Genomic DNA, 13,110 nt, shown 5'->3' on the forward strand with positions numbered 1-13,110 from the left:
ATTGAGGTCGGCAAACATGGCAAAAATCATACCGCGTTCACTACGCGAGTAGTGACTCGGCCCAGAAACTCGGAGCACCATCTTGCGCCTGCGTGCCCGGTGGTATCCAGTACACCGCCGAACCAATGTGCGTGATCCATTCATTCAGTCGGTCAGCCTCATCGAGCCTTTTGAGGACCGGAGTGAATTGCGTATCTGGGTTTTCCTGAAATGCAATGAACACTAAGCCAGCGTTGGACAGCTGTTCTTGCCCAGGCTCAGGCGGCAAATTGTAGTTATAAGGGCGCCGTTTAAATTTCTGCTCCGGGTGCCCTTCAGGCGCCATTGACCTGGCAACGTGCGAGTTTCTATCGACCTTTGGCAGGCCATATTCGTCCCGCGCTTCCAGATCTACCGGAGTGAACTCTTCGCCGCCCGAAAGGGGTGCTCCGTTGTCTAGCCTGCGCCCGACGGCCTCTTCACGGGATGTCCGGTCGAGCATTTCCCAGGTGTCAAGGTTCATCGCTATTCGACGAACCACCATCGACGTTCCACCTTCAAACTCTGCAGCGCCTTTTGCCCACACCTGGGCGTCGTATTCCTCATCAGTGTGAGGGTTTACCGTGCCATCAATCTGTCCAAAGAGATTCCGTGGCGTGGTTCCTTCGCGGTGTACAGCAGGGTTATTCATGAACCCTTGCTGCACCCACGCGGTAGCTACATAATCGACGCCAGCTCGCACCATATGACGCATCGCCCATGCGCACATCAGTGGGTCATCTGAGCAAATCTGCAACACCACGTCAGTCTGGCCCCACTTCCGTGAAAGCTCGTCTCGCGAGAGCGCCGGAATGTCGTGGAGCCACGACGGTTTGCTCTCAGGCGCGGCGATATCAAAAAACTTCTCTCCCAACCCCACGGTAATGGTGAGGTTTGCGGGGTGTTCCGTCATCTCTGGTTCCAGGCTGGCCAACGGGTTTTCGCCGGCTGTCAACGCACGGGCATCCTCAGTCCACAGTCGCATCAATCGAGCAATCGCAGGCTTATCGACGCCATCTTTAAAATTGAAACCAATCAGATTTAGTGAGGACTGTTGAGGCGTCGAAATGCCTGCCTGGTGTATGCCGTCAAACGGAACCGTTGCTGTGGCAAGGTCTATCGCAGGCTCTTGCTGAGCATTCACCACAGCATCGCGGCTTTCCGCGCAAGCTGTGGCTGCCCCGGCGGCAGCAACACTCAGAGTCCCGGCGAGAAAATGACGACGGTTGACAGGCATTCGACTTTCCTTCAATTAGTGGTTGTGGCCTTCCCCCATGGACCCATGTTGGTGCCCCTGGAGCTCCCCGTGCTCACCATAGTCTTCGTCACCCGGAAGCATAGAGCGAACGGCTACGTCTGGAATCTGCTCCTCGGTTCCGTCGGCGAACTCAAGCGTTACATCGACCACGTCGCCTGCCGGAATTGCAGGGTCGAAGCCCATGATCATGAAGTGGTCACCGCCAGGCTTGAGCTCATATGTCCCACCGGCGGGGATCTCGATGCCGCCTTCTTTCTCGCGCATGACTCCATCTACCACCTCGTGGATCTCGTAGGTGGCGTCGCCGAGTGACGTAGTGAAGCCAACGATGTGAATGTCCTTGTCAGAGGTGTTGTGCAGCGTACCGAAGAACCCGGTCATGGACTTTCCGTCTTCCGCGCCTGCTTCTGCTTTCGCACGAATAGCCGCGGACTCAACGCGGATATCGCCTTCGCCCTGAAGCTTGTCATTGTCTGGAGCAGCAGTCGTAGTGGACTCCACGGTTGTTGTCTCTGCAGCGGTTGGCGCAGATGTCGACGGGTTTTCCTGCGATGGCGAGCAAGCCGTCAGGGCAAGAGCGGCGACACCAAGTGCCGAAATAGCTGCAGTGCAAATGTTTTTCATATTTCTCCTTAGTCGTTGCTAAAAACTTGTGTATGTACTGGCTCAATCTTTGCTCAAGGAGCCGCGACGCAGTAAAAGTGCCGTTACAGCACCGAAAAGAAGCAGGATTAGTCCGCCGACAAAAAGCCAGCTAAAGGAACTGGATGAAGAACCGCTCACTTCTCCGGTTGGCACGGAATCTTCCATAGTTTCATCGACAACTTGTGAACCTTCCGGCGCATATGTAAACGTTGTCATCCCTTTAGTGGCGTGCCCATCTGAAGAGACAATCTGAAATCCGATCCGGTACTCTCCTGGCACTTTGTCACCAGATTCGCGAACTTTCTCTGGAAGTTCAAGGGACACAAATCGTCCGTCGAGCACTGGCTCTCCAGTAAAGAGGATCTCGTTGTCCGATACCCGCGACAGCGCGAACGTGTTGAAGCCTTCCTGGGGTTGACCCGAGAACTCCAACGACAGCTCTTTCGGAAACTCGGCTACCACGGACCCGTTTGATGGATCTCCCCCAATAACGGCATCATGTGCCTCCGCTGATCCGGCCAACGCAGAAGCTACACATACGGCACTCAATATAGCCCATGCCGTTCGCTGTACCCTTTGTCCTGCTTTGGACATTCGGATCCCTCCTACAAAATGAACTGACTGTAAACCAGTACAACATTAGTCGTAACGAATGGCGGATTAGTTCCCCAGCATGCCCAGTGCCGGACCATAGAAAGCGAAAATGCCCGCAAGGCGGGCATTCAGTGGTCCTAGCTGGGATCGAACCAGCGACCTTTCCGGTGTGAACGGAACGCTCTTCCACTGAGCCATAGGACCGAACGCGAACTACTTTACACCCCCTCCACTCCTTCAACGAATCCGCAGTACAGCAACACTTTCACCGAGTAACAGCAATTTCCCTGCCAACCCAGCGCCTCACCATCGTACGCACCTGCCAAGACCGGCCCTGTGCTGGCGATTTGGAAAACTTAGAGCCAACAGATAATGTTTGTTCACGCACAACGGAGGTTCCGCTTCCGGAGAGCATGCGGATGTAGCGCAGTTGGTAGCGCATCACCTTGCCAAGGTGAGGGTCGCGAGTTCGAGTCTCGTCATCCGCTCCAAGTGTCTTTAGACACTCTGCGCGATTAGCTCAGCGGTAGAGCACTACCTCGACACGGTAGGGGTCACTGGTTCGATCCCAGTATCGCGCACAGAGCCGCACAGCTCTTTTCAAAATGTGCATGCGGATGTAGCGCAGTTGGTAGCGCATCACCTTGCCAAGGTGAGGGTCGCGAGTTCGAGTCTCGTCATCCGCTCCAAGTACTTTCAGTACTTCGGAGGTACTCACGGTGGATTGGTCGAGTGGTTAGGCAACGGTCTGCAAAACCGTGTACACGGGTTCGATTCCCGTATCCACCTCCAACCTCGCGCGATTAGCTCAGCGGTAGAGCACTACCTCGACACGGTAGGGGTCACTGGTTCGATCCCAGTATCGCGCACAGAGCCGCACAGCTCTTTTCAAAATGTGCATGCGGATGTAGCGCAGTTGGTAGCGCATCACCTTGCCAAGGTGAGGGTCGCGAGTTCGAGTCTCGTCATCCGCTCCACATAGGCTCACGCCCTCGGGATTCCCGAGGGCGTGAGTTTTCTCATATCGGTTGGACGCCGCGGTTTCAGTGTGCCTTGGCCCACATATATCTAGGGACGGGGGCCTCCTACTCACCGCGCGCCTGGGTTTTCAGCTGTTCGAGGAACATGCGAGCCACCGTAAACTCCAACGGTTCCCTCATCGGGTCGGAGTACGTCTTCTCCCCCGCCCGGCGCGTCAGCTGTTCCCGTACGAGCGTGACAATGGCGTCTACGCCTCCTGATGAGACTTGCATCGGGTTTTTCGTGGTCTGCACGAGTTCCGGACTGATTCCCATGTCTGCAGCGATGCGACGGAAGAGCGCCTTGTCTTGTGCGATGTCGGCCCCACGGATGACTCGTGGGTGGATGCGCAGTGCGAGATCGACTGCCTCGTGTGTCTGCCAAACCTGAATGTGGCGCTCGGGGTCTGCGATGAGGCGCTCGTAGAAGTCCGGGATGAAACGTTGCCTGGTGAAGTTTGCCTTGATCCCTCGGCGTACCTGGTCATCCCACAGTTGGAGGTAATTGTTGGCTGCTGTATCGATGGTTTTTCCGCCGAGAAACAGTGCGTCCGCACCTGCCCCTGTGATGAGTGCGCCGTCGGCATGATACTCCTGCCTGTACGTGTCGATGGCTACCAAAATGGCCCCAGAGAGCACTTCCCAAGGTTCCACGGTGTCGAGGCGCTCGATGGTTTCCTTGAGCAGCGTCTCCAGCGCTTCCCCGCGTGGGGCGACGACGTGATGCTCGAAGCCGAGTGCGCGGGCCACCTCACTCGCCACCTTGGTCTCCTCCGCTGCCTGTTGCGAGGAGTCTTGACTGAACGTCACCGCGAGGACGTCGGTACGCAGTTGGGCGAGCACCGCGGCGATGAGGATCGAGTCGACGCCGCCGGAGAGCATGAGAGTGGGGCGCCCCGGCCAGCGCCCGAGCACCGCTGTGAGGCGTGCACGCAGGTAGTCGACGACAGCGTGTTTAGCTGGCGCATATTCGGTGATCTCGTATGTACCTGGCTCGATGCTGCGCTCGTCGGCGACGTATTCGCAGCCTTTATCCGTCACAGCCAATTTTCGTCCTTTCCTCAAGCGCTGCAATTCGCTGCTGCAGCTCTCGTATTTGTTTCCGTCGCGTTTTCATCACCACCGGTTCGGCGTGCGTATGGCGGTAGACCGCCACGTGCACCATCCAGGAGAATGCGCCCAGGATGACCCCGGCGGTAAGGATCAGGCCGAAGCGTTCAAAGGTGCCAATCTGTTCTAGCCCTGCGAGCGAGATGTTGAAAGACAGCACCCCAATGACAGCGAGGAAGACAGACAGAATCTCTATGCTCCGTAAGAGACTGTTGCGTGACTCTGCTTCAATCCTCTCCGACATCCGCTCTACTTCGGCGCCGACGTGCGCAAGCTCTGCATCTACACGTCCTTGAATGGAGTTTTGTACCTGCCGTTCGGTGGCAATCATCATCCGGTAGGAGACGAACTCCCCGTGCAGCGCTGTGGCATCCGCGGGTAGGTTCTTAATGGCCATCTGCACAGAGTGAAGTGCCTCGGCGTAAAAGTCGTCCCGGGAACGAACCGTGTGTCCCGAGAACACGTCGGAGCGTGGTGCTGCTTCGATGGCTGCCATGCGGCGGTATCCCTCGGCACGCCGGTAGTGCGCGATGTAGTCGTTTGGCGAGTGATAGCGCAAGATTGCCTCAGAGAAGGCGAGTATTTGCTCCCCATACTCGGTGTCTGGGTAGAGCCACAACCCGTGGAGCATGAGATGTTTGAGCTTCAGTGGCACTTGTTCCAGCTGAGAAACGGCATGCTCGTTCCCGTCGCTGGGTGGGGCTCCCACGGCGTCGAAGACGTGCTGCGGGTCAATCCTACGACCCGAGAGCAGCCTGGCGAAGGTGAGAAAAACCTGGTTGAGGTTGACGGTCACCGACAGGTTGTGGAAGCGCAGGGGCGCATCGTTCGCCATATCGAGTACGCGCCGGATGCCATCGTGGTCGAAGTTGAAGCGATGGAGTTGCAGCTCGATAAGGATGAGCGCGAACTCTGCAGTGCGAGACTGCCTTGCCCATTCCGGCAACAGCCGAAGCCATTCCTCGTTGTGCTCACCGAGGCAGCGCTCACGTGCCTTCCACGTTGCGTCGGTCACGGCGTTGAACATCGCTTCAAACGCATCGATTTCACGGTAGACGGTCTCACCAAACACCGCGTCTGCAAGTACGCAGACCTGCTGTTTCCAGTCGGCATCTGCCACGTCTGAGTCAAAGAGCGCTGCGAAGAGCCGGTCAGGGTGTTCGCCACCTATCCATACCCGCTGCGCCTCTTCCACGAGCGGAAAACGATCGAGCACGTGCTGTCTCCTTTTAAAATCCTGGCAGTCAGATGTGTACGCTTGACGCCATGATAGACGCGAGCCGCACTTTCGAACCAGCTGAATTGCTGGGCACTGTGCTGCCCGCTTCAGTCCCGGAACTGCGTCTGCTTGCGGTCATGACACTTTCCGGCGCGGCATCTCTCGATGGCACCTCCCGCTCCCTTGGCAACGCCATCGATGCCGCGCTGCTCAACCTGCTGCGTGTGTGGTCCGACGCTGTCTTAGTCGGTGGAGGCACCGCGCGGGCGGAAAACTACTTCGGAGTCAAGTGCACCGACGAGGACAAGGCCGAACGTCGGTCCCGCGGGCAGGCGGAGGTCCCACCGCTTGCGATCATCACCGAAAGCTTCGAGTTTGACGTGGACACACAGTTGTTTTACGACACGGAGGTGCCTCCGCTTTTCCTCGCTCCGGAGCACCACGTCGACGATCCGGAGCTCGCCGAGCGTCGAGAAGCACTCCTGCACGCGGGCGGCCGCATTCTGTCCACTGGCGATGGCACTGCACGCTCAATTATCGATGCCCTGCACGCCCAGGGCTTTAACCGCATCGTTTGCGAGGGCGGACCTGGACTCTACGACATGCTCCTGACTGCTGGGCTCGGTGACATTTTGCACCTGACCATCGACCCTACGTTGCAAGGCAAGGTAGAAAAGCCCCTCTTCGGCGGAGGTGGAGACTATGCCACCCCGCTCGAGCTCGAAGACGTGCGGGTGAGCGAGGACTCGACGATGTTCGTGCGCTACCGTCTGTGGGGCACTGCTGCTTCCCACGAGGGGTAACTGCATTCGGTACTGTTATGCAAGTGACAAACGCACAAGACACTCCCCCCGCCTGGGCGCAGCGCCTGAACAACATCTGGACCGCTCCTGCCCCACAGAATGGCTCGCACACCACAGCGGCAACGCGCACGCTACAAACCGCCGCTAACGCAGCTGCCTGGCCACTGGCACTTCTGCTCATCATCCACCGCGTTGCCGTTCTTGCAAGGCACGGCTCCCAGACCGACGACTTCACCACCGTGTGGGCTGCCACCCGTCGCTTCGTCGAGCGCGTCCCCGTCTACAACGAGGTGTATCACCACGTCGATCCGCACTATCTTTACAATCCTGGAGCTACGCTACTGCTCTCACCTTTGGGCCTGTTTGACGACGCCTCGCTGATCCGTCCACTCTTTGTTTTAGTAAACACCGCCGCCATTCTTGCGGCACTTGGAATCCTCACGAAGCTCAGTAGAAAACCGCTGAGCCACCCGATGCTACCTATCAGCATCGTGCTCAGTTTCTGCACCGAGTCAGTTGTGAACACACTCGTCTTTTCGAACATCAATGGTGTATTGCTGCTCCTCTTTACCGTATTCCTCTATAGCTATACTCACAGGCGCTTTGTGTTAGCCGGCGTCTGCCTAGGCCTCGCCATACTGGTCAAGCCGATGTTTGCCCCCTTGGTGGTGTTGCCACTCATGCAACTCCGCTGGCGTTGCGTCGTACCGAGTGTCCTAGTTCCCGTGCTCTTCAACGTTGTCGCATGGCCAATGACACCGGGCGCCCGCGATTACATCGATGTCGTCGTCCCCTACCTAAAGATCACCCGCGACTATGCCAATTCATCGCTTGCCGGCTTCACGACTTACTTTGGACTTCCAGCGCAGTTCTACGACGCACTATTCGTCTTTTTCGGCATCACTGTCGCTATAGCGGTCCTAGGGCTTGCCCGCTGGCGCTGGTCAGACGAGCTCCTATGGCTCACGTTTAGCTCCACGGTGTTACTCGCGGGTGTATGTTTGCTCTCGTCCCTCGGCCAGGCTTACTACTCGATGATGCTCTTCCCGGCGGCTTTCACTGTACTTTCAGCACGAAGCCCAATGCACACCAGCGGCCCCTGGATCGGACTATTTTTCTGCCTTGCACCGTTACAATGGACGACACTTCGAAACCCTCTCATCGGGAACTGGATTACTACATTCCTCCCCACATTGGGTTGGGCTGTGTTCATCGTATCGACGGCCACCTGGGTACTCACAACAGTGTTCACAACAAAGAAAGGCGAAAGAGACCCTCATGACAGAGAATCGTTTTCAGCAGATGACGGAAGCAGAGTGGAAAGCTCACCTCGCCCCTGAGGAATTCCGTGTACTTCGGCAAGCCGGCACCGAAGCACCTGGAGTTGGTGAGTACACCGACCATTTCGAAGAAGGCATCTACGTGTGCCGTGCATGCGGCGCAGAGTTGTTCCGCTCTACAACGAAGTTCGACGCCCACTGCGGGTGGCCAGCGTTCTACGCTCCTGATAGCGAAGCCGCCGTCATCAAGCGAGCCGATTACTCTCTCGGAATGGTAAGAACTGAGGTGCTTTGCGCTCAATGCCATTCCCACCTGGGGCATGTATTCGAGGGTGAGGGTTTCAACACACCAACCGATCAGAGATACTGCATCAATTCAATTTCTCTGAAGTTTGATGCCCCAAGAAAGGACGATTAAAGAACTCCCCCAGCGCCGAGATGCGCTGAGGGAGTTTTTGATTTCGCAATGCCAGCTACGGCAGAACCTTTATGACGTCAGCAATGCTTGCGACGCGGCGACCGGTCTGGAACGGGATTTCTTCTCGGACGTGAAGGCGCGCTTCTGTGTAGCGCATCGTCTTCATAAGTGACTCAATACGCTCCAGCGTGTCCGCCTCGAACGAAAGCATCCACTCATAGTCGCCAAGGACAAAGGCCTCGACGGTGTTGGCACGAACGTCTGCATAGTCGCGTGCTGCCATGCCATGCTCCATTAGGATCTTGCGACGCTTCTCAGGCTCCATTACGTACCAGTCGTATGAACGAACGAATGGGTACACCGTAATCCAGTCCTTCGGATCCTCCCCCATGATGAAGCTCGGAAGATGCGACTTGTTGAACTCCGCAGGGCGGTGAATTCCATTACCGAGCCACGAAACCTCCAACAGCTGACCGAACGCGGTGTCACGGCGGAATCGCGCGAGTGCATCCTGGATGTACTCGAATTCCTCCGCATGCCACCAGATCATGAAGTCCGCGTCAGCCCGAATACCAGTGTTGTCATAGATACCACGTACGACAACTTTCCCTTCCTCTTTGAGCTGCTCAAAGAACTTTTCCGCTTCTGCGATAACTTCGTCGCGCTCGGTACCAAGTGCACCTGGGATCGCACGAAATACCGCGTACTGCAGGTAGCGCTGGGTTGCGTTCAGCTTTTCGTAGTCAAGCTTCGCCATTTAAACTCTCCTTCTGAGATTCACGGAAACACGTTGGATGCCAAGGCGACCAACCGTCGCTATAAAAACATACATCAAACGAAAGTACTAGTTCAGTGTACACTTCGCTGCAAACGCTGAATCTTGCCAACCAATATACGGCGCGCCTCGCCCCCTCAAAGCCGCATCCTCATTAGCTTGGTTGGCGTGATGAACTCGGATACCACCTCCCCAAGCGAGAGCGCGTCGACTCCTGCGGAGTTCACCGCAGCGGTCGAATCGATGCATAAGGCTCAAGTGCGCCCAGAAATCTCCATCGGTACCATTCGGCCTCCTCAGCGGCCTGCACCGTTTAGCCACGCCGTTGGGCTTGAGGTTATCCAGACCAAGCCAGACCAAGGTGACGCGTTCGGTCGCCTCATCCTGCTTCATTCCCCCGACGCCGAAGAGGCCTGGGAGGGTTCAATGCGACTAGTCGCCTATATCCAGGCAGATATGGACGATGCTGTCGCGGCGGATCCACTTCTCCCCGATGTGGCATGGCAGTGGCTTAACGAGTCGCTCGATGGCAATGGGGCCGGGTTTACCAACCTTGGAGGTACGGTAACCTCCACAGCTTCCGTCCGCTACGGGGAGATTGGCGGCCCTCCGCGGGCGTACCAATTGGAGATGCGCGCATCTTGGACAGCTGAAGGAATTGATCTGTCATCACATGTGGAAGCGTTTGCAAATGTCCTCAGTTTAGTGGCGGGTCTGCCACCCGAAGGTGTGCGAACCATTTCGTAGCATTAGTATGTGTACGCATGGAAGTGAATTTGTCCTACACCTTTGTCGATCATCCATCGCAGTTTGCCGAGGTAGCTGATCGATTAGCCGAAGGACTTGGTCCTTTTTGTATCGATACCGAACGAGCCGGCGCGTACCGCTACGATGACCGAGCATTCCTCGTACAGATCTACCGCAAAGACGCGGGAACGTTCCTCATTGCCCCTGAGCACTATCGAGACGAGTTCGAACAGTACTTTGCACCAGTCTGCAATGATCAGGAGTGGGTAATACACGCGGCGAGAGAGGATCTACCGTGTCTCGCGCAATTAGGATTACGCCCGTCCACTATTTTCGATACCGAACTTGCAGCACGATTTGCAGGCTACCCAGCAACCAAACTTGGCGTGTTGGTAAAGGAGTTTTGCCAAGTCTCACTTCCCAAGCAGCACGGCGATGCCGATTGGTCACAGACACCACTGACCGACTCAATGCTCGAGTACGCAGCGCAGGACGTTATTTACCTGCCCCACCTTGAACAGGCCTTAGTACACCTCCTCGATATGCAAGGCAAACTTGAATACGCGAATCAAGAATTTGCTCATTTGGTAGCTACGCGTTCAAACCCGGGGGTAAAGAAACATTCTTGGCTCGATATACCCCAGGTTTCGGACAAATTGTCGGATCTCGAGCTCACTTTGACGAAGTGGCTTTGGGATGCTCGCGATTGTTTTGCCTACGACCAAGACATAGCTCCGGGATTAGTACTTCCGAACAAGATGCTGGTACCACTGGCTCAGTCCCGCCCAACGACCGTTGACGAATTGCTGGCGTTTGACGGTGCAACCCATGCGCTCACCACCTATCCATACTTCTGGCTCGAGACAATCCATGATGCGCTGTTATCCCCATTTGAAACCGCACTGAGGGAACAACTTCGCTTACCTACTAGGAAAAGCATTTGGGAGTGGACAAGGCACAACAAAGTGGCGCTACGTACGCGACAAAACATAAACAATCGGGTCGCCGAAATCGCCGAGACTCTTAAGATCCGCAAAGAGCTGATTTTGACGAACAAGGTCCTCGAACGGACCATATGGACCGCCTTCCACGAACGTCTAGATTGGCCAATGGAATACACCCGTCCCCTGCTCAAGCAGATGGGACTGCGCGAATGGCAAATAGACTTCCTAGCACCTATTTTCGTGGCGGAACAGCCGGAACCTCGCCGCTAGGCAGCGAGTGCCTTATTGATCGCGGTCCTCAAGGCCGCGTACCCACTCGCGAATCTTTTTCGTCGCAGCTGACTCGTCCATACCGAATTCTTCAAAGATCTGTTCCCGGGAAGCGTGCTCTGGGAACACCTGAGGAAATGCAATATGCCGCAGCGGTGTGTCGATTTCAGCGTAGGACAACGCTTCTGCAATTGCTGAACCAACGCCTCCATGCACGATCCCGTCTTCATACACCACGACAAGGTCGGACCCAACCGCAAGCTCGAGAATATCAGGGGAAACAGGCACAACCCAACGAGGATCTACCAGGGTAACTCGAACATTGTCCGATTCCAATCGTTCAGCGACCCGTAGTGCCGAATCCGCAAAAACTCCCACTGCAACAATCAACACATCAACTGTCTGGTCACTTTCATCATTCTGCGCAGTCGATGATGGCTCTCGAAGAATATCGACGCCTCCTGGAAGCCGCTTAATAGCTGCTCGGTTCTCGCCGACGTTCCCCTTAGGGAAGCGGACGACAGTTGGCCCGTCCTTAACAGTCAGAGCTTCCCTAAACAGTTCCCTTAGCTGCTGCGGATCCCGAGGCGCCGCGACACGAATATTTGGGACGATTGACGTCAGCGCCATATCCCACACGCCGTTGTGGCTTGCGCCGTCCGTACCAGTGACGCCCGCTCTATCGAGCACTACAGTCAACGGCTGCTTGATAAGTGCTGCGTCCATCAGGAGCTGATCGAAAGCTCGGTTCAAAAATGTGGAGTAGACCGCGACAACGGGGTGCAGTCCCCCGAGAGCAAGCCCGCTGGCAGAGGCAATCGCATGCTGCTCCGCAATACCGACATCAAAAAATCTATCAGGGAATTCCTCTGCGAACGGTGCAAGGCCTGTCGGCCCAGCCATAGCGGCCGTGATTGCGACAATGTCACGTCGAGTCCTAGCGGCGTCGAGAAGTTCCTCGGTGAAAATTGATGTCCACCCTGGCTTGGACTTCTTCAGAGTTTCTCCTGTAACAGGGTCAATCGCACCAGTGGAGTGCATTTGGTCGGCGATGTTGTTAACTGCGGGGGCGAAGCCGTGGCCTTTCTCAGTCACAACGTGCACAATCAAGGGCCCCTCGTAGGTCTTCGCGTACTCGAAAGCGCTTAGCAACGCCGTGAGGTCGTGACCTTCTACTGGCCCAACGTACTTCATCCCCAGCTCCGGGAACATCTCTGTTGGGATAACCTGGGCCTTCACTCCTTCTTTCAGCGCATGAAGCGCTTCAAACGTCCGTTCTCCGACCCAACCCATCGACTTGAGGGTCTTCTTACCGGATTCCATTACGTCGTCGTAGCCGGGTTTCATGCGCAAAGCTGCGAGCTGATCACGAAGGCGAGTCAGGTTGTTCGCAAAACCACCAATAGTTGGCGAATACGAGCGACCATTGTCATTTACGACTATGACTACGTTGCGTTCTGCGGCTGCAATGTTGTTCAGCGCTTCCCAGCACATCCCACCTGTCAGTGCACCGTCACCGACGACGGCGACAACATTTTCGTCGCCCTTGCCCTGAATGTACTTGGCTTTCGCTAAGCCATCTGCAATTGAAAGCGAAGCACTCGCGTGCGATGACTCAGTCCAATCATGTTCCGACTCCGAGCGCGAGGTATAGCCAGAAAGACCGTCTTTCTGACGCAAGGAATCAAACTGACCAGCACGCCCGGTCAGAATTTTATGCACGTACGACTGGTGAGAGGTATCAAAAACGACCGGTTCCGTTGGCGAGTCGAATACGTAATGCAGTGCAATTGTCAACTCGACAACGCCGAGGTTCGGCCCCAGGTGACCTCCCGTTGCTGACACCTTCTCAATTAAAAACTGGCGTACTTCATCAGCGAGATCTGATAATTCCCCAGGCGCCAACGACTTCAAATCCGCTGGCGAATTGAGTTTACCTATCAGTCCCACGGTCCTCTACTTCTCCTTTAGAACAAGCAATAGTTGACGCTAGTTTACACCTTGCGGGGC

Annotated in this window: 12 protein-coding genes and 7 tRNA genes; 11 read left to right on the forward strand and 8 right to left on the reverse strand. The window is 56.0% G+C overall.

All coding sequences use genetic code 11. The features are described 5' to 3' along the window. Positions 1 to 40: 40 nt before the first annotated feature. The 4 genes from KBP54_RS06450 to KBP54_RS06465 form a co-directional block, all read right to left on the reverse strand. Complete coding sequence (locus KBP54_RS06450; RefSeq protein WP_256000240.1) at positions 41 to 1,255, reverse strand: Dyp-type peroxidase; 1,215 nt, start codon at positions 1,253 to 1,255, stop codon at positions 41 to 43. Between the two features lie 15 nt (positions 1,256 to 1,270). Next, entirely contained in the window at positions 1,271 to 1,900 is a 630-nt protein-coding gene (locus tag KBP54_RS06455) for a copper chaperone PCu(A)C (protein WP_252930848.1), read from the reverse strand. 42 nt (positions 1,901 to 1,942) lie between these two features. Further along, on the reverse strand, positions 1,943 to 2,515 hold the full coding sequence (locus tag KBP54_RS06460; protein ID WP_070362364.1) for a copper resistance CopC family protein: 573 nt from the start codon (positions 2,513 to 2,515) through the stop codon (positions 1,943 to 1,945). A 132-nt stretch (positions 2,516 to 2,647) separates the two neighbouring features. After that, a tRNA-Val gene (locus tag KBP54_RS06465) sits at positions 2,648 to 2,719 on the reverse strand. A gap of 211 nt (positions 2,720 to 2,930) precedes the next feature. On the opposite strand from KBP54_RS06465, the gene KBP54_RS06470 reads away from it, so the two are divergent. The 6 genes from KBP54_RS06470 to KBP54_RS06495 all read left to right on the forward strand — a co-directional run bounded on the left by KBP54_RS06470 (position 2,931) and on the right by KBP54_RS06495 (position 3,492). Then, positions 2,931 to 3,006: transfer RNA gene (locus tag KBP54_RS06470), tRNA-Gly, on the forward strand. A gap of 18 nt (positions 3,007 to 3,024) precedes the next feature. Continuing rightward, positions 3,025 to 3,096 (forward strand) — tRNA-Val (locus tag KBP54_RS06475). 32 nt (positions 3,097 to 3,128) lie between these two features. After that, positions 3,129 to 3,204, forward strand: a tRNA-Gly gene (locus tag KBP54_RS06480). Between the two features lie 29 nt (positions 3,205 to 3,233). Then, positions 3,234 to 3,307: transfer RNA gene (locus KBP54_RS06485), tRNA-Cys, on the forward strand. Between the two features lie 5 nt (positions 3,308 to 3,312). Continuing rightward, positions 3,313 to 3,384 (forward strand) — tRNA-Val (locus KBP54_RS06490). Between the two features lie 32 nt (positions 3,385 to 3,416). Then, positions 3,417 to 3,492 (forward strand) — tRNA-Gly (locus KBP54_RS06495). A 108-nt stretch (positions 3,493 to 3,600) separates the two neighbouring features. On the opposite strand, the gene KBP54_RS06500 is transcribed toward KBP54_RS06495, so the two are convergent. Next, a complete protein-coding gene (locus tag KBP54_RS06500) occupies positions 3,601 to 4,575 on the reverse strand; it encodes an asparagine synthase-related protein (RefSeq protein ID WP_070976789.1) in 975 nt (324 codons plus the stop codon). Next, a complete protein-coding gene (locus KBP54_RS06505) occupies positions 4,565 to 5,860 on the reverse strand; it encodes a hypothetical protein (RefSeq protein ID WP_256005067.1) in 1,296 nt (431 codons plus the stop codon). Before KBP54_RS06505 ends, KBP54_RS06500 begins: the two co-directional genes overlap by 11 nt. A 50-nt stretch (positions 5,861 to 5,910) precedes the next feature. Between KBP54_RS06505 and KBP54_RS06510 the strand changes: the two genes are divergently transcribed. Genes KBP54_RS06510 through msrB form a run of 3 tightly spaced genes read left to right on the forward strand, consistent with a single transcriptional unit; the run spans position 5,911 to position 8,364 of the window. Then, positions 5,911 to 6,666, forward strand: a complete 756-nt coding sequence (locus KBP54_RS06510) for a pyrimidine reductase family protein (protein WP_070479004.1) — start codon at positions 5,911 to 5,913, stop codon at positions 6,664 to 6,666. A 23-nt stretch (positions 6,667 to 6,689) separates the two neighbouring features. Next, positions 6,690 to 8,006, forward strand: a complete 1,317-nt coding sequence (locus tag KBP54_RS06515; RefSeq protein WP_256005068.1) for a glycosyltransferase family 87 protein — start codon at positions 6,690 to 6,692, stop codon at positions 8,004 to 8,006. Next, on the forward strand, positions 7,945 to 8,364 hold the full coding sequence (gene msrB / locus KBP54_RS06520; protein ID WP_070976779.1) for a peptide-methionine (R)-S-oxide reductase MsrB: 420 nt from the start codon (positions 7,945 to 7,947) through the stop codon (positions 8,362 to 8,364). Before KBP54_RS06515 ends, msrB begins: the two co-directional genes overlap by 62 nt. 55 nt (positions 8,365 to 8,419) lie before the next feature. On the opposite strand, the gene hemQ is transcribed toward msrB, so the two are convergent. Next, positions 8,420 to 9,121, reverse strand: a complete 702-nt coding sequence (gene hemQ, locus KBP54_RS06525) for a hydrogen peroxide-dependent heme synthase (protein ID WP_070362360.1) — start codon at positions 9,119 to 9,121, stop codon at positions 8,420 to 8,422. A 189-nt stretch (positions 9,122 to 9,310) separates the two neighbouring features. Between hemQ and KBP54_RS06530 the strand changes: the two genes are divergently transcribed. Both KBP54_RS06530 and KBP54_RS06535 read left to right on the forward strand, forming a co-directional pair. Then, on the forward strand, positions 9,311 to 9,886 hold the full coding sequence (locus KBP54_RS06530; protein ID WP_070362359.1) for a DUF3000 domain-containing protein: 576 nt from the start codon (positions 9,311 to 9,313) through the stop codon (positions 9,884 to 9,886). A gap of 17 nt (positions 9,887 to 9,903) precedes the next feature. Beyond that, the gene (locus tag KBP54_RS06535; protein ID WP_070478958.1) at positions 9,904 to 11,100 is read left to right on the forward strand and encodes an HRDC domain-containing protein; all 1,197 of its coding nucleotides are present in this window, start codon (positions 9,904 to 9,906) and stop codon (positions 11,098 to 11,100) included. Between the two features lie 12 nt (positions 11,101 to 11,112). Here the strand turns inward: KBP54_RS06535 and dxs are convergent, their stop codons facing one another. Then, positions 11,113 to 13,050: a 1-deoxy-D-xylulose-5-phosphate synthase gene (gene dxs, locus KBP54_RS06540; protein ID WP_256005070.1), complete on the reverse strand. Its 1,938-nt coding sequence runs from the start codon at positions 13,048 to 13,050 to the stop codon at positions 11,113 to 11,115. Positions 13,051 to 13,110 lie beyond the last annotated feature (60 nt).

This window comes from Corynebacterium pseudogenitalium (assembly GCF_024453815.1).
Taxonomy (GTDB): Bacteria; Actinomycetota; Actinomycetes; order Mycobacteriales; family Mycobacteriaceae; genus Corynebacterium; species Corynebacterium pseudogenitalium.